Annotated in this window: 16 protein-coding genes; 12 read left to right on the forward strand and 4 right to left on the reverse strand. The window is 66.8% G+C overall.

The genetic code is table 11. From position 1 onward, the window contains the following. Positions 1-51: 51 nt before the first annotated feature. From ACP7C5_RS00835 to ACP7C5_RS00850, 4 genes are all read left to right on the forward strand, one after another. Positions 52-2,466, forward strand: a complete 2,415-nt coding sequence (locus tag ACP7C5_RS00835) for a ligase-associated DNA damage response DEXH box helicase (protein WP_426262861.1) — start codon at positions 52-54, stop codon at positions 2,464-2,466. 40 nt (positions 2,467-2,506) lie between these two features. Then, positions 2,507-3,457, forward strand: a complete 951-nt coding sequence (locus tag ACP7C5_RS00840; protein WP_426262862.1) for an aspartyl protease family protein — start codon at positions 2,507-2,509, stop codon at positions 3,455-3,457. Positions 3,458-3,556: 99 nt separating this feature from the next. Continuing rightward, positions 3,557-4,966 (forward strand): M20/M25/M40 family metallo-hydrolase, encoded by a 1,410-nt coding sequence (locus ACP7C5_RS00845; protein WP_426262863.1) that lies wholly within the window; start codon positions 3,557-3,559, stop codon positions 4,964-4,966. Between the two features lie 306 nt (positions 4,967-5,272). Beyond that, a complete protein-coding gene (locus ACP7C5_RS00850) occupies positions 5,273-6,445 on the forward strand; it encodes a zinc-dependent alcohol dehydrogenase (protein ID WP_426262864.1) in 1,173 nt (390 codons plus the stop codon). 111 nt (positions 6,446-6,556) lie between these two features. Here the strand turns inward: ACP7C5_RS00850 and ACP7C5_RS00855 are convergent, their stop codons facing one another. Beyond that, positions 6,557-8,491, reverse strand: a complete 1,935-nt coding sequence (locus tag ACP7C5_RS00855; RefSeq protein ID WP_426262865.1) for a potassium transporter Kup — start codon at positions 8,489-8,491, stop codon at positions 6,557-6,559. 137 nt (positions 8,492-8,628) lie between these two features. Here ACP7C5_RS00855 and pdeM point away from each other — a divergent pair, with 137 nt between their 5' ends. Beyond that, positions 8,629-9,318 carry a ligase-associated DNA damage response endonuclease PdeM gene (pdeM, locus tag ACP7C5_RS00860; RefSeq protein WP_189677084.1) on the forward strand — a complete coding sequence of 230 codons (690 nt, stop codon included), beginning with the start codon at positions 8,629-8,631 and terminating at the stop codon, positions 9,316-9,318. Positions 9,319-9,443: 125 nt separating this feature from the next. Here pdeM and msrA read toward each other — a convergent pair whose 3' ends face one another. Both msrA and ACP7C5_RS00870 read right to left on the reverse strand, forming a co-directional pair. Beyond that, positions 9,444-10,100, reverse strand: coding sequence for a peptide-methionine (S)-S-oxide reductase MsrA (gene msrA, locus ACP7C5_RS00865; RefSeq protein ID WP_133191744.1), 657 nt, complete (start codon positions 10,098-10,100; stop codon positions 9,444-9,446). Positions 10,101-10,190: 90 nt separating this feature from the next. Continuing rightward, entirely contained in the window at positions 10,191-10,820 is a 630-nt protein-coding gene (locus ACP7C5_RS00870; RefSeq protein ID WP_426262866.1) for a DedA family protein, read from the reverse strand. 167 nt (positions 10,821-10,987) lie between these two features. Here ACP7C5_RS00870 and rpiA point away from each other — a divergent pair, with 167 nt between their 5' ends. The 6 genes from rpiA to ACP7C5_RS00900 all read left to right on the forward strand — a co-directional run bounded on the left by rpiA (position 10,988) and on the right by ACP7C5_RS00900 (position 18,136). Next, complete coding sequence (rpiA, locus tag ACP7C5_RS00875) at positions 10,988-11,656, forward strand: ribose-5-phosphate isomerase RpiA (protein WP_426262867.1); 669 nt, start codon at positions 10,988-10,990, stop codon at positions 11,654-11,656. A gap of 81 nt (positions 11,657-11,737) precedes the next feature. After that, on the forward strand, positions 11,738-13,837 hold the full coding sequence (gene tkt, locus ACP7C5_RS00880; protein ID WP_426262868.1) for a transketolase: 2,100 nt from the start codon (positions 11,738-11,740) through the stop codon (positions 13,835-13,837). 203 nt (positions 13,838-14,040) lie between these two features. Next, positions 14,041-15,150 carry a transaldolase gene (tal, locus tag ACP7C5_RS00885; RefSeq protein WP_426262869.1) on the forward strand — a complete coding sequence of 370 codons (1,110 nt, stop codon included), beginning with the start codon at positions 14,041-14,043 and terminating at the stop codon, positions 15,148-15,150. A gap of 147 nt (positions 15,151-15,297) precedes the next feature. Further along, positions 15,298-16,281 (forward strand): phosphogluconate dehydrogenase (NAD(+)-dependent, decarboxylating), encoded by a 984-nt coding sequence (gene gnd / locus ACP7C5_RS00890; protein WP_354288233.1) that lies wholly within the window; start codon positions 15,298-15,300, stop codon positions 16,279-16,281. Then, complete coding sequence (locus ACP7C5_RS00895; protein ID WP_426262870.1) at positions 16,278-17,075, forward strand: Cof-type HAD-IIB family hydrolase; 798 nt, start codon at positions 16,278-16,280, stop codon at positions 17,073-17,075. The genes gnd and ACP7C5_RS00895 overlap by 4 nt, the downstream gene beginning before the upstream one ends. 47 nt (positions 17,076-17,122) lie before the next feature. Further along, the gene (locus tag ACP7C5_RS00900) at positions 17,123-18,136 is read left to right on the forward strand and encodes an acetamidase/formamidase family protein (RefSeq protein WP_426262871.1); all 1,014 of its coding nucleotides are present in this window, start codon (positions 17,123-17,125) and stop codon (positions 18,134-18,136) included. A 120-nt stretch (positions 18,137-18,256) separates the two neighbouring features. Here the strand turns inward: ACP7C5_RS00900 and ACP7C5_RS00905 are convergent, their stop codons facing one another. Beyond that, a complete protein-coding gene (locus ACP7C5_RS00905; RefSeq protein ID WP_426262872.1) occupies positions 18,257-18,820 on the reverse strand; it encodes a cytochrome b in 564 nt (187 codons plus the stop codon). Positions 18,821-18,922: 102 nt separating this feature from the next. On the opposite strand from ACP7C5_RS00905, the gene ACP7C5_RS00910 reads away from it, so the two are divergent. Then, positions 18,923-20,353, forward strand: a complete 1,431-nt coding sequence (locus ACP7C5_RS00910; RefSeq protein ID WP_426262873.1) for a glycosyltransferase family 2 protein — start codon at positions 18,923-18,925, stop codon at positions 20,351-20,353.

Consider the following 20,353-nt stretch of genomic DNA (forward strand, 5'->3'; position numbering starts at 1 on the left):
GCGCGCGCGCGGGGCTGGTCATTGCCGCGTCGCGCACCCCATATCGGGGGGGTGAGCGTATCCGACCTTCCCGCCCCGATCACCGACTGGTTCGCTGCCAAGGGCTGGGCTCCCCGTGCACATCAGCTCGACATGCTCGACGTCGCGCGCGCTGGCCATCACGGCCTGCTCGTCGCGAGCACTGGTGCTGGCAAGACGCTGGCGGGGTTCCTCCCGACGCTGACCGAACTGATCGAGACCCCGACGCAAGGCCTTCACACGCTCTACGTCTCGCCGCTGAAAGCGCTTGCGGTCGACGTTCAGCGCAACCTGCTCAACCCCATCGCCGAGATGGGCCTCGACATCCGGGTTGAGACGCGCACCGGCGACACGCCCTCGGACCGCAAGGCGCGCCAGCGGATCAAGCCGCCGCAGATCCTGCTGACCACGCCCGAATCGCTCAGCCTGCTGCTCAGCTATCCCGACTCGGGGCTGATCTTCGAAAACCTCAGGACGATCGTCGTCGACGAAGTCCATGCGTTTGCCACCGGCAAGCGCGGCGATCTGCTGTCGCTGTGCATGGCACGGCTGCAACGCCTCGCCCCCGACCTGCGCCGCGTCGCGCTGTCGGCGACGGTGGCCGACGCCGACGGCTATCGCGCCTGGCTCGCCCCCGATGGCGATATCGATACGGTCGATCTGGTGCAGGGCGAGCCCGGCGTCCCCGCCAACATCGCGATCCTGCTGCCCGAGGGCCGCGTTCCCTGGTCGGGCCATTCGGGCCGCTATGCCGCCGAGCAAGTGATGGCCGAAATCGAGACGCACAAGACCTCGATCGTCTTCTGCAACACGCGCAGCCTAGCCGAGCTGATCTTCCAGGATCTGTGGAAGGTCAACGCGATGAGCCTGCCGATTGGCATCCATCACGGCTCCTTGTCGCTCGAAGCCCGCCGCAAGGTCGAGGGCGCGATGGCCGACGGCAAGCTGCGCGGGCTCGTCGCCACCGCCAGCCTCGATCTGGGGGTCGATTGGGGTGACGTCGACTGCGTCATCCAGATGGGCGCCCCAAAGGGATCGTCGCGATTGCTGCAGCGGATCGGGCGCAGCAATCACCGCATGGACGAGGCATCGGAGGCGGTGCTCGTCCCCGGCAACCGCTTCGAATATCTCGAGGCGCGTGCAGCGCTCGATGCGGTCGATGCGGGCGAGCTCGACCCCGACATCTTCCGCCAAGGCGGGCTCGACGTGCTGGCACAGCATATTATGGCGTGCGCTTGCGCCGCGCCGTTCCAGGAAGCCGAGATGCTCGACGAGATCCGCTCGGCCTTGCCCTATTCCGCGCTGACCGATGCGACCTTCAGCCGCGTGCTCGGCTTCATCCGCGACGGCGGGTATGCGCTCCAGGCCTATGACAAGTTCAAGCGGCTGACGCAGGATGCTGATGGCAGCTGGCGCGTCAGCCATCCCAAATTTGTTGCGCAGCATCGATTGAACGCCGGGATCATCGTCGAGGCCACGATGCTCACCGTCCGCTTCAAGAACGGCCGCTCGCTCGGCAAGGTCGAGGAGGGGTTTGCCGCGACGCTCAGCCCCGGCGACACCTTCTTCTTTGCGGGCATGAGCCTCGAAGTGATGGGGATGGACACCGAGGACCTGCTCGTCCGCGCTACCGCGCGCCCGGCGCGAATCCCGACCTATGGCGGCGCGCGGATGGCGATGTCGACGAACCTCGCGCAGCGCGTCCGCGGTTTCCTCGCCGATCCGTCCGAATGGCCGCGCTTTCCCGACGACGTGCGCGAATGGCTCGAAATGCAGCAGCGCCGCTCGACGCTTCCCGCGCCCGGGCAATTGCTCGTCGAGACCTTCCCGCGCGAGGGACGGCATTACATGGTCGCCTACAGCTTCGAGGGCTGGAACGCGCATCAGTCGCTCGGGATGCTCGTCACGCGCCGGATGGAAACGATGGGGCTCAAACCGCTCGGCTTCGTCTCGAACGACTATGCGCTGGCGTGCTACGGGCTCGAGCCGATCACCGACCCGCAAGCGCTCTTCTCGCCCGACATTCTCGAGGACGAGTTCGTCGACTGGGTGCAAAGCTCGGCGCTGCTCAAACGCGCCTTCCGCGAGGTCGCGGTGATCGGTGGCCTCGTCGAGCGCCAGCACCCGGGCAAGCGCAAGACCGGCAAGCAAGTCACCTTCTCGACCGACCTGATCTACGACGTGCTGCGCAAATACGAGCCCGGCCATTTGCTGCTCGAAGCCGCCTGGGCCGACGCGCGCGCGCGGATGACCGATGTCGGGCGCTTGGCCGACCTGCTCGATCGCGCGGTCGATACGATGCTCCACGTCGATCTCGACCGCGTGTCGCCACTCGCGGTGCCCGTGCTCACGCTGATCGGCCGCGAGAAGATTGCCACCGGCCTCGCCGACGACGCGCTGCTGATCGAGGCCGAGGCGCTCGCCGAGGAGGCGATGCGGCTCGACTGATCGGCTTGTCGTGCGGCCGAAACGGGCGTAGTTTGTCGCCATGAACCCGGTGCTGCTTGTCGCTGTCCCGATTGCCGCGGCGCTGGCCCAGCCCCAGCCTGTGCCGACCCCAGCGGCCCCGCCTGTTGCGCAGCATGAGCTGCAGCAAAACCCCGCCGAGCAGCTCGATTTCGTCTCCGAGGGCCTTCGCATGACCGTGCCGGTGACGATCGGCCCGGCCGGCCCGTATCGCTTCATCGTCGACACCGGCGCCGAGCGGACCGTGATCGCGCGCGAACTCGCCGCCAAGCTTGGCCTGGTGCCCGGGAAGAGCGTCCATGTCACCGCGATGGCGGGGTCGGCGCAATTCGGCACCGTCGTCATCCCCGATCTGCAGATCGGATCGCCGGGCGGTGGCGCGCGGCTGTCGACGCGCGGGATCGAGGCGCCCGCGCTCGTTGCGCGCAATCTCGGCGCCGCCGGACTGGTCGGGATCGACACGCTGCAGGGCCATGCCGTGACGATCGACTTCGCCGCCCAGACGATGACCGTCATCCCCTCGACCAAGCGGCTGCGCAAGGAGCGCTTCGGCCCCGACGATATCGTCATCCGCGCGAAGAATCTGCTCGGCCAGCTCGTCGTCACCGATGCGAGCTATCGCGGGCGCACCGTGCGTGTGGTGATCGACACCGGCGCCGATACCAGCATGGGGAATCTCGCGCTGCGCCGGCTCGCCGCGCCATCGAGCAGCGCGGTGACCGCGGTAAGCGTGCTCAGCGTCACCGGCGCGTCGCTCCAGGCCGAGCAGGCGCTGCTCGATCGCGTGCACTTCGGCGACATCAGCTTTGCCAATCTGCAGGTGGCGTTCGTCGATGCCGCCCCCTTTGCGCGGCTCGGGCTGCACGACCGGCCCGCGTTGCTGCTCGGCATGGATGCACTGCGGCTGTTCGGCCGCGTGCGGATCGACTTCGCCAATCGCGAACTCCGCCTCGCCCAGCCAAAGGCGCCATAACCTTTTTTCGCCCCTCCCGGCCAGGGGAGGGGCTTTTGACTCGCGCCGTTGCGTTCCCCCGCCACCACGCTAGCCTCGTGCCAAACACAGGGGGCCCCAATGTTCGCACGCATCGCCACGATCCTCGCCACCAGCCTGCTCGCGACCACCGCGCTCGCCAGTGCCGCCACCGCGCAGGACCGCCCCGACCAGAAGGCCTATCTCGGCCTCTACAAGGAGCTGGTCGAGACCAACACCACGCTGTCCTCAGGCAGCTGCACCACCGCCGCCGCGCAGATCGGCGCGCGATTGAAGGCGGCGGGCTTCGCCGATGCCGACCTGACCTATTTCAGTGTGCCCGATCATCCTAAGGAGGGCGGCCTCGTCGCGATCCTCAAGGGGAGCGATGCCAAGGCCAAGCCGATGCTGCTCCTCGCGCATCTCGACGTGGTCGAGGCCAAGCGCGAGGACTGGACGCGCGATCCGTTCACGCTGATCGAGGAGGACGGCTATTATTACGCCCGCGGCAGCACCGACGACAAGGCGATGGCGGCGATCTGGGCCGACAGCCTGATCCGCTTCAAGGCCGAGAAGTATCGCCCCAAGCGCACGATCAAGCTCGCGCTCACCTGCGGCGAGGAGACGACCTTCGCCTTCAACGGCGCGCAGTGGCTCGCCAAGAACAAGCCCGACCTGATCGCCGCCGAATTCGGCCTCAACGAAGGCGGCGGCGGCCAGATGACCGACGACGGCAAGCGCCTCGCGATGTTCATGCAAGTCGGCGAGAAGGCCTCGCAGAACTTCACGCTCACCGCCATCAACCCCGGCGGCCACAGCTCGCAGCCCGTGCCGACCAACGCGATCTACCAACTCGCCGACGCGATCGAGGCGATTAGGAGCTACGAATTCCCGATCAAATTCACCGACACGACGCGCGCCTTCTTCAAGGGCGCCGCCTTGGCGCAACCGCCCGAGATGCGCGACGCGATGTTGAAACTCGTCGCCAACCCCGCCGACACCGCCGCCGACAAGATCGTTAGCACCGACAAGACCTTCCACTCGACGCTGCGCACCACCTGCGTCGCAACCTTGCTCACCGCCGGCCACGCCGAGAACGCGCTCCCGCAACGCGCCACCGCCAACATCAACTGCCGCATCTTCCCGGGCGAGACCGTCGAGGGGACGCTCGCCAAGCTGCAGGCGCTTGCCGGCGCCGCGGTGAAGGCCAGCGCCAACGCGCCGATCCGCCCCGTTGCCGTGCCGCCAAGCCTCGACCCCAAGGTGATGGGCCCGGCGCAGGCGGTGGCGGCCAAGCACTTTCCCGGCATGACGATCCTGCCCTTGATGTCGACCGGCGCGACCGACGGCATCTTCTTCGAGGGCATCGGCATCCCGGTCTACGGCGTCCCCGGCATCTTCATGACCGGCGACTTCAACCGCGCGCATGGGCTCAACGAGCGGATGAACGTGAAGTCGCTGTATGACGGGCGGGATTATCTGTTCGATCTGGTCAAGGCGTATGCGGGGTAGGGGGCGTTTCGCTCCCCGCCGCAACCGTCACCCCGGGCCCGTCCCGGGGTCCACCGCACCGCATGTGCTGAACCCGCAAGGCGCGCATCACGGTGGACCCCGGCACGAGGCCGGGGTGACGGCTTGGGGGCGACCCGACCGCTGATCCTTGCCTTGTGTTGCGCGCGCCGCGCTTTGTCCCCAACCTGATCCCGATCAGCCCAAAAAACAAAAGCTTACGCCCCCCAATCCGCACCGTGACGCGTTAGGCCGCATGAAAACGCTTCCGCACCCCCGGCGGAAGCATTCAGCGACCGGAGAAAAGAAATGCGCACATTGGTATGGCACGGCAAAGGCGACGTCCGCGTCGACACCGTCAAGGACCCCGAAATCCAGCATCCGCGCGATGCGATCATCAAGGTCACCGCCTGCGCGATCTGCGGGTCGGATCTCCATCTGCTCGACGGCTACCAGCCGACGATGCAGGCCGGCGACATCCTCGGCCACGAGAACATGGGCGAAGTCGTCGCGCTCGGATCGGAAGTGACCAACCTCAAGATCGGCGACCGCGTCGTCGTTCCCTTCACGATCAGCTGCGGCGATTGCTTCTTCTGCCGCAAGGGCCTGTTCTCGGCGTGCGAACGCACCAACCCCAATGCCGAGCTGGCGATCAAGGCGATGGGCCATTCGCCCGCCGGCCTGTTCGGCTTCAGCCATATGCTCGGCGGCTATTGCGGCGGCCAGGCCGAATATCTGCGCGTGCCGATGGCCGATATCGGCCCGATCAAGGTGCCCGACAGCGTCACCGACGAACAGGCTCTGTTCCTCTCCGACATCTTCCCGACCGGATACATGGCCGCCGAGAATGCGCAGATCGAACCCGGCGACACGGTCGCGATCTGGGGCTGCGGTCCGGTCGGCCAGTTCGCGATCCGCTCGGCGCTGATGCTGGGTGCGGGCCGCGTCATCGCGATCGACGAAGTGCCCGAGCGGCTGCTGATGGCGCAGGCCGGCGGCGCCGAGACGATCGATTTCAGCGAGACCGAAAACGTCTATGACGAGCTGCAATTCTGCACCAAGGGCCGCGGTCCCGACAGCTGCATCGACGCGGTCGGCTGCGAGGCTTCGGGGCATGGCAGCTTCGATGCGGTGCTCGACAAGACCAAGGCGACGATCGGCCTCGCCACCGATCGCATCCATGTGCTGCGCGAAGCGATCATGAGCTGCCGGATGGGCGGCACGGTGTCGATCCCCGGCGTCTATGTCGGGATGGGCGACAAGGTCCCGCTCGGCGCGTTGATGAACAAGGGGCTGACGATCAAGACCGGCCAGACCCACGTCCAGGCTTATACCGCGCCGCTGCTCGCGCGGATCGAGGCGGGCGACATCGACCCGAGCTTCGTGGTCACGCACCCGGCGAGCCTCGAGGATGCGCCCGAGATGTACAAGAAGTTCCGCGATAAGGAAGACGGGGTGATCAAGGTGGTGTTGCGACCGTAAGGCACGCTGCGACCCCTTGCGCTGCGAAACGCCCTCCGTCGGCCATGCCGGTGGGGGGCGTTTTGTGTCGGCGGATCGCGCTGTGATACCGAGACCAAAGCGCGGCGTAGTCTAGACGGTAACCTGCTCCCCTAGCTCGAGCACCTTCCCCGGCGGGATCTTCAAGAAGTCGGTCGGGTCGCTCGCATTCCTTTGCAGGAACATGAAGATCCGGTCCTGCCACAGCGGCATGCCCTGGTCGGCGGCGGGCTTGATCGTGTTGCGGCCGATGAAATAGCTCGTCTTTGCGGGATTGAGCGACTTCTTGTGGCTCACCGCCTCGAGCCCCAGGTCGCGCGGCACGTCGGGCGATTCCATGAAGCCGTAGGTCAGCACGATGATCGTGAAATTGGCATCGACCGGGCGGATCTCGGCGCGCTCGTCCTGCTCGACCGAGGGGCGGTCGGCGGTGCGGATGCTGCAGATGAGGTTCTTCTCGTGCAGCACCTTGTTGTGCTTGAGATTGTGCAGCAACGCGCCGGGGGCGCTGTCGGGGTTGGCGGTGAGGAACACCGCGGTCCCCTCGACGCGCTCGGGCGGGCGCTTGGCGAGCGCGGCGGCGAGGTCGGCGAGCGGGACGCTCTGGCGGAGCTCGAACGCGCGCACGATCCCGCGCCCGCGGTTCCAGGTGTAGATGACGAGGCCGATCACCGCGGCGACGACCAGCGGTACCCAGCCGCCCTCGATCACGCGCAGGATGTTCGCGCCGAAGAAGATCAGATCAAGCGTCAGGAACGGCAGGATTACCGCGAGCGCGAGCGGGCGCCCCCAGTTCCAGCGATGCCGCACGACGATATAGGCGAGCAGCGTCGTCACCACCATCGTCCCCGTCACCGCGATGCCATACGCCGCGGCCATCGCCGAGGAGGTGCGGAACTGGATCACCAGCACCAGCACGCCGACCAGCAGCAGCCAGTTGATCGAGGGGAGGTAGATCTGCCCGGCCTGCGTCGCCGAGGTCTGGCGGATGCGCAGGCGTGGGAGCAGCCCGAGCTGGATCGCCTGTTGCGTCAGCGAATAGGCGCCGGTGATCACCGCCTGGCTGGCGATGACGGTGGCCATCATCGCAAGGCCGATCAGCCACGGACGGAGGCCCTCGGGGGCCATGAGGAAGAACCAGTCCTGGTTGACGAACGGCTTGCCCGCCGCGGCGGCGGCCTCGAGCGCGCTCAGCGCATAGGCGCCTTGCCCGAGATAGTTGAGGATCAGGCATGGGAAGACGAGCACGAACCAGCCGATGCGGATCGGCAGCACGCCGAAATGGCCCATATCGGCGGTCAGCGCCTCGGCACCGGTGACGGTGAGGAACACCGCGCCGAGCACGAAGAGCCCGGTCACGCCGTGCGTCGCGAGGAAGATCGCGCCGTAATGCGGCGAGATGACGCGCAGGATCGAGGGCTCGTCGGTGATGTGCCACAGCCCGAGCGCGCCGATCGCGAGGAACCAGACGATGCAGACTGGGCCGAACAGCGCCGAGACGCTCGCCGTGCCGCGGCTCTGGATGAAGAAGAGCGCGACGAGGATGACGATCGTCACGCCGAGGATCACCGAGTCGGAGAACACGTCGCCAAGCCCCGGGATCGTCTTGAGCCCCTCGACCGCCGAGAGCACCGACAGCGCCGGGGTGATGATCGCATCGCCATAGAAGAGCGACGCGCCTGCCGCGCCGAGCACGAGCGCGATCAACGAGCGCTTGCCGAGCGCACGCCGGGCAAGCGCGGTCAGCGCGAGCACGCCGCCCTCGCCCTGATTGTCGGCGCGCATCAGGAAGATGACGTATTTGACGGTGACGACGAGGATCAACGACCAGATCGCGAGGCTCAGCACGCCGAGGATCTCGCCGGTGTCGAGCCCGTCCTTGGCGGTCAGGTTGAGCGCCTCGCGAAAGGCGTAGAGCGGGCTGGTGCCGATATCGCCGAACACCACGCCGATCGCGCCGATCGTCAGCGCGACGAGCGCTGGGTGCGGGGTGGCTTTGGCGACAATGCTGTCAGTGGCAGAGGTCATAAGGGGGTAATGGCTCGCCGGAGAGGACGGCGCGCTTTACGCCCGTTACGCCTTTGCGCAAGCGGTTTAACCGAACGGGACCGTCGCTCGGCCGGACAGCGTTGCATGGTTGCATCGATTGCGACATAGGCGGGGTCATGGTTCCCTTTTCGTTCGCCCCGCTTGCCTTCGGGGGGCATTCCCTGCTCGCCTTGCGCAACGGTGCGCTGTTCTGGCCGGCGCGCCAGGCGCTGCTGGTGGCCGATCTCCACTTCGAGAAAGCGAGCTGGTTTGCCAAGCGCGGGCAGATGCTGCCGCCCTACGATTCGCTCGCGACGCTTGCCGATCTCAGCGCGGTCGTCGACGCGCTCAGCCCGCGCGAGATCTGGTGCCTCGGTGACAGTTTCCACGACCCCAAGGGCTGCGAGCGGTTGCCCGCCGCGGCGCAGGCGACGCTGCGCAGCCTGACCTCGGCGGCGCGCTGGACGTGGATCACGGGCAATCATGATGCGGGGCACGATGCCGGCTTGGTCGATCGCTGCGGCGGCGTGGTGGTCGACGAGGCGGTGGTCGACGGGCTGGTGCTCCGCCACGAAGCGAGCGCGCGCGAGACGCGGCCCGAGCTGTCGGGGCATTTCCATCCCAAGCTTCGGTTGCGCGTGCGCGGCCGCAACGTCTCGCGGATCTGTTTCGTCGCGACGCCGACCAAGCTGATCCTGCCCGCATTCGGCGCGCTGACCGGCGGGCTCGACGTCGATCACCCCGAGATCGTCCGCGCGGTCGGGCCGGGGGCGGAGGCGCTGATCCCGGTCGAGGATAAGTTGCTGCGCTTCAAGGTCGCGGCGTAGCGGGACAAGAAAGCCCCTCCCCTTCAGGGGAGGGGTTGGGGTGGGGCTGTAACGGGCGCTTGCTCTCTGCGAGGCACGTCCCCACCCCCAACCCCTGCCCTGAAGGGGAGGGGCTTAAAGAAGGGTCAGCTCGCCAGCTGCGGGAACCCCGCACGGAACGCCGCCACCTTCGGCTTGTCGAAGGTCACGATATACGGGTGGTTGGGGTTCCGATCGAAGAAGTTCTGGTGATACGCCTCCGCCGGGAAGAACGAGCCGTTCTCGATCTTCGTCACGATCGGCTTGCCGAACACATGCGCCTGCCCGAGCTGTGCGATATACGCCGCCGCAACGCCGCGCTGCGCCGCGCTCTGCGGGAAGATCGCCGAGCGATAGCTATAGCCGCTGTCGGGGGTCTGGCGGTTGAGCTGCGTCGGATCGTGCGCGACCGAGAAATAGACGCGCAGCAGCGTCGCATAGCTGACCTTGGCCGGATCGTAGACGACGCGGATCGCCTCGGCATGCTGCGTCGTCTCGGTGGAGACCTGGTCATAGGTCGCGGTCTCGCGCGTGCCGCCGGCATAGCCCGCAGTGACGCTCTTCACGCCCTTCACATGCTCGAACACCGCTTCCATCCCCCAGAAGCAGCCGCCCGCGAACACCGCGGTCTGCGGGCCGCTTGCAGTGACGTCGGTCTTGGAGACGGGGATCGGCACCGCGCGCTCGGCTTTCGCCGTGCCGCCGCCGAGCGCGTAGAGCGCGATTCCGGCAAGGCCGGCAGTGATCAGGACGGGCTTGAACATCGAAACACCTCTGAGGCCAGGACATAACGCCATTCGCGTCATGCACGCGCCAAGTTACGCTTTGGCGGTCGACAAAGATGTCGTGTCGAATCAGGGCCGCTTCAAGCCACGCACGCGGTGCCAGATATAGAAACCGACCGCGGCGACGAGCACGACCGCGATCACCGCATCGGCGCTGTGGAATGCCGCCTTCATCGCCGGGCTCTTGTTCCACTGATCGCCGAGCTTCATCCCGACCCAGGCAAGCCCGAAGCACCACGGCCACGAGCCGAGAAAGGTGTAGACGTGGAACGGCACCAGCGGCATCCGCGCGACGCCTGCCGGGAAGGCGATGAACGAGCGGATCACCGGCAACAGCCGCCCGATCAGCACCGCCATATTGCCGAAGCGCGCGAAGAAGCGATCGGCGGCGTCGAGCTCGCCCGGGCCAACCAGCACGTAACGGCCCCACCGCTCGGCGAGCGGCCGCCCGCCGCGCTTTCCGATCTCATAGGCGACGATCGACCCGAGATTGCACCCGATCGCGCCCGCGGTGGCGGCGAGGAACAGGTCGAAGCGCCCGGTCGAGACGAGATAGCCGGCGAACGGCATGATGATTTCGGACGGCAGCGGAATGCACGCCGACTCGATCGCCATCAGCAGCGCGATGCCAAGATAGCCGCCGCTCGAAATGACGCCGATGGTGAAGGTGGCGAGGATGCCGAGGATTCGTTCGATCATGGGTGGAGGCTTTGCCGTGGGGTGCCGGCGAGAGCTAGGGGAAAGTTTCTTCTCCCCTCCCTGGAAGGAAGGGGAGGCTTAAGCGGTGGCGTCTCGAGTTCCTCCAGCGAGAAAAGGCGAGAACGGCCTTCGACAAGCTCGGAACGAAGCGGCTAAGGGGTGCCGCCATGAACGAGTCCGACAAACGCCTCGCCGCGCTCGCCGCGATTGCCGAAGTCCGCGCCGGGATGATCGTCGGGCTCGGCACCGGCTCGACCGCCGCGTTCGCGATCGCGGCACTCGGCGACCAGGTTCGCGCCGGCCTTCAGATCAAGGCCGTCGCCACCAGCCTCGCAACCGAAGCGAGCGCCCGCGAGGCCGGCATCCAGCTCGTCGAGATGCCCGCCCGGATCGACCTCACGATCGATGGCGCCGACGAGATCGACGATGCCCTCAACGCCATCAAGGGCGCCGGCGGTGCGATGCTGCGCGAGAAGGTCGTCGCCGCGGCGAGCGACCGGATGATCGTGATCGCCGACGGATCGAAGCGCGTCGCCAAGATCGGCGCAGCGGAAATCCCGGTCGAGATCCTGCCCTTCGCCCAGGCGTTCGTCGCCGACCGACTCGCCGCGCTTGGCAGCACGCCAACGCTGCGGGCGGGTTTCACCAGCGACCAGGGCAATCCGATCCTCGATTGCCGCTTCCCCGCCGACATCGATCATACCGCGCTCGCCGCGGCGATCGACGCGATTCCGGGGGCACTCGGTCACGGTCTGTTCCTCGCCGAGGTCGATGCCGCCTATATCGCGACCGACGGAGTCGTTACGCGGCTAGAACGCGGCCGCGCGAGCGACTAAAGCGCGATCCTTATCTTCAACCCCGGGCAACCCGACCGACGCGCGAGCGTTCAGCGACCACACTAAAAGGCGACCCCCTGCATGGCCGACACCCAGACCCAAGCGAACCCCGCAACCGCGCTCCACGAGGATGGCAGCCCCGAGCGACTCCAGATCGACACGATCCGCACGCTGTCGATGGATGCGGTGTCGACCGCCAAGTCGGGCCATATCGGAACGCCGATGGCGCTCGCGCCGGTCGGCCATACGCTGTGGACGAAGTTCCTGCGCACCGATCCGTCGACCCCCGACTGGCCCAACCGCGACCGTTTCGTGCTGTCGGTCGGCCATGCGTCGATGCTGCTTTACGCGCTGCTCCACCTCGCCGGCGTCGAGGAGATCGATCGCGACGGCAAGAAATCCGGCGCGCCGGCGGTCAGCCTCGATGACATCAAGGCGTTTCGCCAGCTTGGCTCGAAGACGCCGGGCCATCCCGAATATCGCCACACCACTGGCGTCGAGACGACGACGGGTCCGCTCGGGGCCGGCTGCGGCAATTCGGTCGGCATGGCGATCGCCGAGCGCTGGCTCGCCGCGCGCTACAATCGCGATGGCTTCAAACTGTTCGACCATGACGTCTACGTCTTCTCGGGCGACGGCGACATGATGGAGGGCGTCGCCAGCGAAGCCGCCAGCCTCGCCGGGCATCTCAAGCTGTCGAACCTTTGCTGGGTCTACGATTCGAACCACGTCTCGATCGAGGGCGGCACCGATCTCGCGTTCGACGAGGACGTCGGCAAGCGTTTCGAGGCCTATGGCTGGCACGTCCTCCACGTCGACGACGCCAACGATTGCGCAGCGATGGCGGCGGCGCTCGACAGCTTCAAGGCCTGCGACGACAAGCCGACCTTCATCGTGGTGAAGAGCATCATTGGCTATGGCAGCTCGATCCAGGGCACTGCCAAGGCGCACGGCGAGGGCATGACGCTCGACGACATCGCCAACACCAAGAAGGCCTATGGCTGGGATCCCGAGGCCAAGTTCCTCGTCCCCGACGGCGTCAAGGAAGGCTTCCACAAGGCGGTCGCCGATCGCGGCACGCCGCTGCGCGAAGCCTGGGATGAAATGCGCGCGCGCTATGCCGACGCATACCCCGAGCTGTCGAAGGAGCTCGACGCGCTGCTCACCAGCCAGCTCCCCGAGGGCTGGGATGCCGACATTCCGACCTTCGACGCCGATGCCAAGGGCATGGCGTCACGCGATGCCGGCGGCAAGGTGATGAACGCGATCGCCGCCAAGGTGCCGTGGTTGATGGGCGGCTCGGCCGATCTCGCGCCTTCGACCAAGACGCTGATCGACAATGGCGGTTCGTTCCAGGCGGCCAGCTATGACGCGCGCAACCTCCACTTCGGCGTGCGCGAACACGGCATGGGCGCGGTCGTCAACGGCATGGCGCTGTCCTATCTGCGGTCCTATTCGGCGACGTTCCTGGTCTTCTCCGATTACATGCGTCCGCCGATCCGGCTCGGCGCGCTGATGGAACTCGGCGCGACCTATGTCTTCACGCACGATTCGATCGGTGTCGGGGAAGACGGCCCGACGCACCAGCCGATCGAGCAGGTTATTTCGCTCCGCGCGATTCCCGGCCTCGATACGATCCGCCCGGCCGACGCCAACGAGACCGCATGGGCGTGGAAGGCGGCGATGCAGTCGGCCAACCACCCGACCGCGCTCATCCTGTCGCGCCAGGCGCTGCCGACGATCGACCGCTCGAAATATGCGAGCGCCGAGGGCTTGATGCAGGGCGGTTATGTGCTGGCCGATAGCCCAGAAACCGATGGCGCCCCGCAGGTCATCCTGATTGCGACCGGCTCGGAAGTGTCGCTCGCGCTCGAAGCGCACGACAAGCTCGTCGCACAGGGCGTCGCATCGCGCGTCGTGTCGCTGCCAAGCTGGCACCGCTACGAGAGCCAGGACGCGGCATACAAGGAGTCGGTGCTCCCCGCGGCAATCACGGCGCGCGTCGCGATCGAGATGGGCAGCGAGATCGGCTGGGATCGCTATGTCGGCACGCACGGCAAGACGATCACCATGTCGACCTTCGGCGCCTCGGCCCCGATCGCCAAGCTGCAGGACAAGTTCGGCTTCACCGTCGACCATGTCGTCAAGGTCGCGACCGAGATGGTCAACGCGGCCAAGTAGGAAAACGGAGACTACCCCCGGCACCCTCGCGAAAGCGAGGGTGCCGCCTCTTCTCCCGAGCGCGGGCTAGGCAGCGGGATCCCCGCTTTCGCGGGGATGACGGGGAATTGAACACTAATTGCCCCACGGGGTTGTTCGCGTAACCGCCGTGCCCAAATGCGGGGCTACAAGGGCGTACGACACAGATTCACGGAGAAGCACTGATGGGCCGTTTGAACGATCTCGCAGCATTGGGTCAGGCCGTGTGGCTCGACTTCGTCGACCGCAAGTTCCTAGCCGAGGGCGGCCTGCAGAAGATGGTCGACGAGGATTCGCTGACGGGCGTCACGTCGAACCCGTCGATCTTCGAAAAAGCGATGGGGCACGGCGACGCGTATGACGCTGAGCTTGCCGCCTACGACAAGACCCATCCCGACGCGCCGACGATGGAGCGCTACGAGCACCTCGCGATCCTCGACATCCAGGCCGCCGCCGACACGCTGCGCCCGGTCTATGACCGGCTCGACGCCAAGGACGGCTATGTCAGCCTCGAAGTCTCGCCCTATCTCGCCAACGATACCGATGGCACGATCGCCGAGGCGCAAAAGCTGTGGAAGGCGGTCAACCGTCCGAACCTGATGATCAAGATCCCCGGCACCCCCGCCGGTGTCCCCGCGATCGCCGCGACGATCGATGCCGGGATCAACGTCAACGTCACGTTGCTCTTCTCGCAGAACGCCTATCAGGCGGTTGCCGAAGCCTATGTCGAGGGCCTCGAAAAGCGCGTCGCGCGCGGCGAGCCGATCGACAAGATCGCCAGCGTCGCAAGCTTCTTCATCAGCCGGATCGATTCGAAGATCGACGACAAGATCGATGCCGGCGTCGGTGGCGACGAAGCAAAGGCGCTCAAGGGCAAGGTCGCGATCGCCAACGCCAAGCTGGCCTATGCCTGGTATGAAGAGTTCATCGCCTCGGCCCGCTGGCAGGCGCTCGCCGCCAAGGGCGCGCAGGTCCAGCGGCTGCTCTGGGCGTCGACCGGCACCAAGAACCCTGACTATCCCGACACGCTGTATCTCGACACGCTGATCGGCAAGGACACCGTCAACACCGTGCCGCCCAAGACGCTCGACGCGTATCGCGAGCGCGGCACCGCGGCGGCGACGCTCGGCCAGGATGTCGCCGGTGCGCGCCACGTGATCTCGGAGGCCGAGCGGTTAGGGCTCGACCTCGACGGCGTCACCGACACGCTGGTCGAGGAGGGCGTCGCGTCCTTCTCCAAGGCGTTCGACGATCTGCTCGGCGCGATCGCGGCAAAGCACCCGGCGCACGCCTGACCTACCATTTTCTTCCCCGGCGGAGGCCGGGGCCCAGTCGAGACACGGTCCTGGCGGCAGACAGCCTTTCACGATCACTGTCTGCGCGACTGGGCCCCGGCCTCCGCCGGGGAAGCTGTACCGCTTTTTGATCGAAGGATTGTCCACATGAAGATCGGGATCATCGGCTTGGGCCGCATGGGCGGCAACATCGCGCGCCGGCTGATGCGCGCAGGGCACGAGACGGTCGTGTTCGACCGCAACGCCCCCGCAGTCGAGGGCCTCGTCGCCGATGGCGCGATCGGCGCGACCTCGCTCGAAGACATGCGCGACAAGCTCGACAAACCCGGCATCTACTGGGTGATGCTCCCGGCGGGCGAGCCGACCGAGCAGACGATCGCGACGATCGGCGGCTTCGACACCAAGGGCGACATCATCATCGATGGCGGCAACAGCTTCTACAAGGACGACATCCGTCGCGCCAAGGCGCTGACCGAGCAGGGCACGCACTACGTCGATGTCGGCACGTCGGGCGGCGTGTGGGGGCTCGAGCGCGGCTATTGCATGATGGTCGGCGGATCGAAGGAAGCGGTCGACACGATCGACCCGATCCTCGCAGCGCTCGCGCCCGGCATCGGCACGATCCCGCGCACGCCGGGCCGGATCGAGGAGAATGAGGATCCGCGCGCCGAGCAGGGCTATATCCACGCGGGCCCCGCGGGCGCGGGCCACTTCGTCAAGATGGTGCACAACGGCATCGAATACGGCCTGATGCAGGCCTATGCCGAGGGCTTCGACATCTTGAAGGGCAAGGCGTCGGACAAGCTGCCCGAGGACGAGCGCTTCGATCTCAACCTCACCGACATCGCCGAAGTATGGCGCCGCGGCAGCGTGATCTCGTCGTGGCTGCTCGATCTCACCGCGATCGGCCTCGCCAAGGACCAGAACCTCGAACAATTCACCGGCAGCGTCGCCGATTCGGGCGAGGGCCAGTGGACGATCGACGCCGCAATGGAGGAGAAAGTCCCCGCCAACGTGCTGACCGCCGCGCTGTTTGCGCGCTATCGCAGCCGCGTCGATCATACCTTCGGCGACAAGCTGCTCTCGGCGATGCGCTTCGGCTTCGGCGGGCATGTCGAGATGCCGCAATGAGCGTCAAGCTCGTCGTTTCCGACGTCGACGGCACGCTGGTCGACAAGCAGAAGCAGGTTACACCCGGCGTCAAGGCCGCGGTCGCACGGCTGCGCGAGGCGGGCGTCGGGTTCACGATCGTCAGCGCGCGGCCGCGTTCGGGGATGATGCCGATCGCCGAGCTGCTCGGCATCGACGCGCCGATGGGCGCGTTCAACGGCGGCACGGTGTTCACCCGCGACGGCACGGTGACGAGCCAGCATTATGTCCCGCGCGCGGTGGTCGAGGGCGTGTTCGACGTCGTTAAAGGCGCAGCGGTCGACACCTGGGTGTTCGCCGACGATCAATGGTATGCCAGCACCGATCAGGGCAGGCATGTCGGCAGCGAGAAGCTGGCGTCGAACCAGGCGCCGGTCGTGCGGCAGGACTTCACCGATCTGTTCGACCGCGTCGACAAACTGACCTTTGTCAGCGACGATGCCGAGCTGCTCAAGGCGCTCGCCGAACAGGCCAAGGGTTACGGCGACCGCGCGACGATCGCGCAGTCGCAAGTCTATTATCTCGACGTCACCGCGCTCGCCGGCAACAAGGGCGATGGCGTCGCGGCGTTGTCGGAGACGCTCGGCATTCCGCTCGACGCGATCGCCGTGCTGGGGGATCAGGCCAACGACTTGCCGATGTTCGCCCGCGCCGCCGTGTCCTACGCAATGGGGCAGGGGCCCGAGGCGGTCCGCGCCAAGGCGACGCATGTCGTGGCGAGCAACGACGAAGATGGTGTCGCCGAGGCAATCGACGCGATCCTCGCTGGACGCTGAGCGTCGCGTGCGCCACCTTTGCCCGAACGGGTAAACAGGGGTGGCATATGCGATACTGGATGGGATTGATCGGGCTGGCCGTCGCGAGCCCGCTGGCGGCCAAGACGCATGATCTGCCCGCCACGCCGCAGACCGTCGCCTGGGGGCATTACGACGCGACCTCCAAGCCCGTCCTGACGATCGAGTCGGGCGACACCGTCGTCGTCCATACGCTGCTGACCAACAGTCCGGCAGGGCTCGAGAAAGCGGGCGTCGCACCCGCCGATGTCGAGCCGGCGTTGCGCGCGGTCTATGCCGGCGTCCCAGCGAGCGAGCGCGGGCCGGGCGGGCACGTGCTCACCGGCCCGATCGCGATCACCGGCGCCGAGCCCGGCGACACGCTCGAGATCCGCATTCTCAAGATCGATCTCGCGATCCCCTATGCCTACAACGCCTTTCGCTATGGCGCGGGGTTCCTGACCGACGATTTCCCCTATGCGCGGATGAAGATCGTCCCGCTCGACCGCAAGACTATGCTCGGACGGTTCGCGCCGGGCGTCGATGTCCCGCTCCGGCCGTTCTTCGGCAGTATGGGGGTGGCACCGCCGCCTTCCTTCGGCCGTTATGATTCGGCGCCGCCGACGATCAATGGCGGCAATATGGACGACAAGGCGCTCGTCGCGGGGACGACGCTGTACCTGCCGGTCCATGCCAGCGGTGCGCTGTTCCAGGTCGGCGACGGCCATGCCGCACAGGGCAATGGCGAAGTCGACATCACCGCGCTCGAAACCTCGCTGACGGGGACGCTGCAGTTCATCTTGCACAAGGGCGACAAGGCGCCGTATCCGCGCGCGGAGACCCCGACGCACTATATCGCGATGGGGTTCGACGACGATCTCAGCAACGCGACGCGCAAAGCGCTGCGCAACATGATCGACTTCCTCGTGGCCGCGAAGGGCATGACGCGCGACGACGCGTACATGCTGATCAGCGTCGCGGGGGATGTAGAGGTGACCGAACTGGTCGATCGCAACAAGGGCGTCCACGTGATGCTGCCCAAGGCGGTCTTCACCAAGCGGTAGCGCCAATGCTCCTGCGTCACCCCGGCCTCGTGCCGGGGGCCACCGTGACGCGCCCACGCGGCGTCAGAACGCGCATCCCGGTAGACCCCGGAACAAGTCCGGGGTGACGGTTGCGCGGGTCTACCGCCGACCGAACCACATCCGCTGCAGCTCCTGCGACCGATCGAGCCACTGATGCTTGATCGCCCCCGCCAGATGCAGCGCGACCAGCGCGTAGACGGCATAAGCGATGATCTCGTGCGCCTCGCCAAACCCGTCATGCACCGCCTTCTTCGTCGCCGGATCGAGCGCCATGATGAAGCCGAGGCGCGGCCATTCGAACAGGCCGTAGAGGAACATCGGATGGCTCGCCGAATCCTTATAGGCCGAATCCATGATCCACCCCGTCAGCGGCATCGCGAACAGGATCAGGTAGAGCCCCCAATGCACGATATGCGACGCGGCGACTTCCCAGCGCGCATAGCCCTGCGGCAGCGGCGGCGGGCGGTGGCCGAGGCGCCACAGAATCCGCAGCAGCGCGAGCCCGAGGATCGTGATGCCGATCGACTTGTGCAGGTCGATCGCCGGGCGCACCTGCACGTCGGCAAGATTCGGCCATGTCCAGGCGAGCAGGACATTGGCGACGATCAACACCGCGATGATCCAGTGGAGCACGATCGCGACAGAGGTGTAGCGCTGTAACATCGATCGGCTCCTTGCGATTTGCAAGGCGGAGCCTAGCGGCCCGGTCGTGGCCGCGCTAGGCGCGTCATCGCTTGTTCATCCACTATCGGTAACGCCCCCGCAATGACCTCGCTCGCCGAAACGCTCGTTGCCGAATCCCCGCGGCTCACCCCGCGCCGCGTGCCGCTCGCAAGCCGCCTGATCGGCGCGATCGGGCCGCTGCTGTTCCTCGCTTTGTTCGTTCAAGCGTTCATGCGGCAGAGCCTGGCGGTCTGGTCGATCGGGATCGCCTATATCCTCTACGACACGGCGCTGTTGGCGTTCACCGCATGGAACATCCGCGACCTGCGCCAGACGCCCCACCCAACGCCTGTCACCTCGCCCAGCTTCGGCGTCATCGTCGCGGCGCATAACGAGGCGAGCGTCATCGCCGCGGCGATCGATCGGCTCGCGGGGCAAGCGTCGCCGCCCGATCTGATCCTGATCGCCGATGACGGATCGAGCGATGCGACCGCCGAAGTGCTCGAGCGGCGCTACGGGCTCGCCGTCCCGCCGCTCGGCACGATGACGCCGCCCTCGGCGATCCTGCCGTCGCTGCGCTGGCTGCGGCTGCGCCATACCGGCAAAGCGCGCGCGCTCAATGCGGCGATGGTGCAAGTCGATACCGAAGTCGTGCTGACGGTCGACGCCGACACGCTGCTCGAACCCGGCGCGATCGCCGCGATGCGCGCGGCCTTCGCTGCCGAGCCGACGCTCGTCGCGGCGACCGGGGTGCTCGCGCCGATCTGCGGGCGCGATCTGCAGGGCCGCTTCTTCGAGTGGTTCCAGACCTACGAATACGTCCGCAACTTCCTGTCGCGCCATGCCTGGGAGCGGCTCGACAGCCTGTTGCTGATTTCGGGCGCGTTCGCCGCATTCCGGCGCGAGGCGGTGGTCGCGGTCGGCGGCTTCGACCCCGATTGCATGGTCGAGGATTACGAGCTGATCCACCGGCTCTATCGCCATGCTGCCGATCATGGTCGCGACTGGAAGATCCGCGTGGTCGGCGGCGCGCTGGCGCGGACCGATGCGCCGGCGAGCCCGATGGCATTCCTGCGCCAGCGGCGGCGCTGGTTCGGCGGCTTCCTCCAGACGCAGCGTTGGAACCGCGACATGGTCGGCGCGCGGCGCTTTGGCTGGCTCGGCACCGCGATGCTGCCGGTCAAGGCGCTTGATACGGTGCAGCCGATCTACGGGCTGGCGGCGTTCGCGATCCTCGTCGGGCTGGTGATCAGCGGGCGCTTTACGCTCGCCTTGCCGATCCTGCTCGTGATGCTCGCCAAGATCGCGATCGACCTGACCTTCCACCTCTGGTCGCTCGGCATGTACAAGCGCTGGACCGGGCAGCGCGAGGGGCTGGCGCTGTTCCCCGCGCTGATCGCGGCACTCCTCGAGCCGTTCAGCTTCCAGCTGCTGCGCCATGCCGGCGCGGTGTGGGGCTGGCACGCGTTCCTGACGGGGCGCGAAAGCTGGGGCCGGCAACAGCGCACCGCGATCGTCGCGCCAGCGGAGTGA

The sequence above is a fragment of the Sphingomonas sp. PWP1-2 genome, assembly GCF_049898305.1.
GTDB lineage: Bacteria > Pseudomonadota > Alphaproteobacteria > Sphingomonadales > Sphingomonadaceae > Sphingomonas > Sphingomonas glacialis.

Coding starts and splice junctions, on each gene's coding strand:
- tal (WP_426262869.1), top strand. CDS start 14,041: ATGGGCCGTTTGAACGATCTCGCAGCATTGGGTCAGGCCGTGTGGCTC.
- gnd (WP_354288233.1), top strand. CDS start 15,298: ATGAAGATCGGGATCATCGGCTTGGGCCGCATGGGCGGCAACATCGCG.
- pdeM (WP_189677084.1), top strand. CDS start 8,629: ATGGTTCCCTTTTCGTTCGCCCCGCTTGCCTTCGGGGGGCATTCCCTG.
- tkt (WP_426262868.1), top strand. CDS start 11,738: ATGGCCGACACCCAGACCCAAGCGAACCCCGCAACCGCGCTCCACGAG.
- ACP7C5_RS00895 (WP_426262870.1), top strand. CDS start 16,278: ATGAGCGTCAAGCTCGTCGTTTCCGACGTCGACGGCACGCTGGTCGAC.
- msrA (WP_133191744.1), bottom strand. CDS start 10,100: ATGTTCAAGCCCGTCCTGATCACTGCCGGCCTTGCCGGAATCGCGCTC.
- ACP7C5_RS00870 (WP_426262866.1), bottom strand. CDS start 10,820: ATGATCGAACGAATCCTCGGCATCCTCGCCACCTTCACCATCGGCGTC.
- ACP7C5_RS00850 (WP_426262864.1), top strand. CDS start 5,273: ATGCGCACATTGGTATGGCACGGCAAAGGCGACGTCCGCGTCGACACC.
- rpiA (WP_426262867.1), top strand. CDS start 10,988: ATGAACGAGTCCGACAAACGCCTCGCCGCGCTCGCCGCGATTGCCGAA.
- ACP7C5_RS00855 (WP_426262865.1), bottom strand. CDS start 8,491: ATGACCTCTGCCACTGACAGCATTGTCGCCAAAGCCACCCCGCACCCA.
- ACP7C5_RS00840 (WP_426262862.1), top strand. CDS start 2,507: ATGAACCCGGTGCTGCTTGTCGCTGTCCCGATTGCCGCGGCGCTGGCC.
- ACP7C5_RS00905 (WP_426262872.1), bottom strand. CDS start 18,820: ATGTTACAGCGCTACACCTCTGTCGCGATCGTGCTCCACTGGATCATC.
- ACP7C5_RS00900 (WP_426262871.1), top strand. CDS start 17,123: ATGCGATACTGGATGGGATTGATCGGGCTGGCCGTCGCGAGCCCGCTG.
- ACP7C5_RS00910 (WP_426262873.1), top strand. CDS start 18,923: ATGACCTCGCTCGCCGAAACGCTCGTTGCCGAATCCCCGCGGCTCACC.
- ACP7C5_RS00845 (WP_426262863.1), top strand. CDS start 3,557: ATGTTCGCACGCATCGCCACGATCCTCGCCACCAGCCTGCTCGCGACC.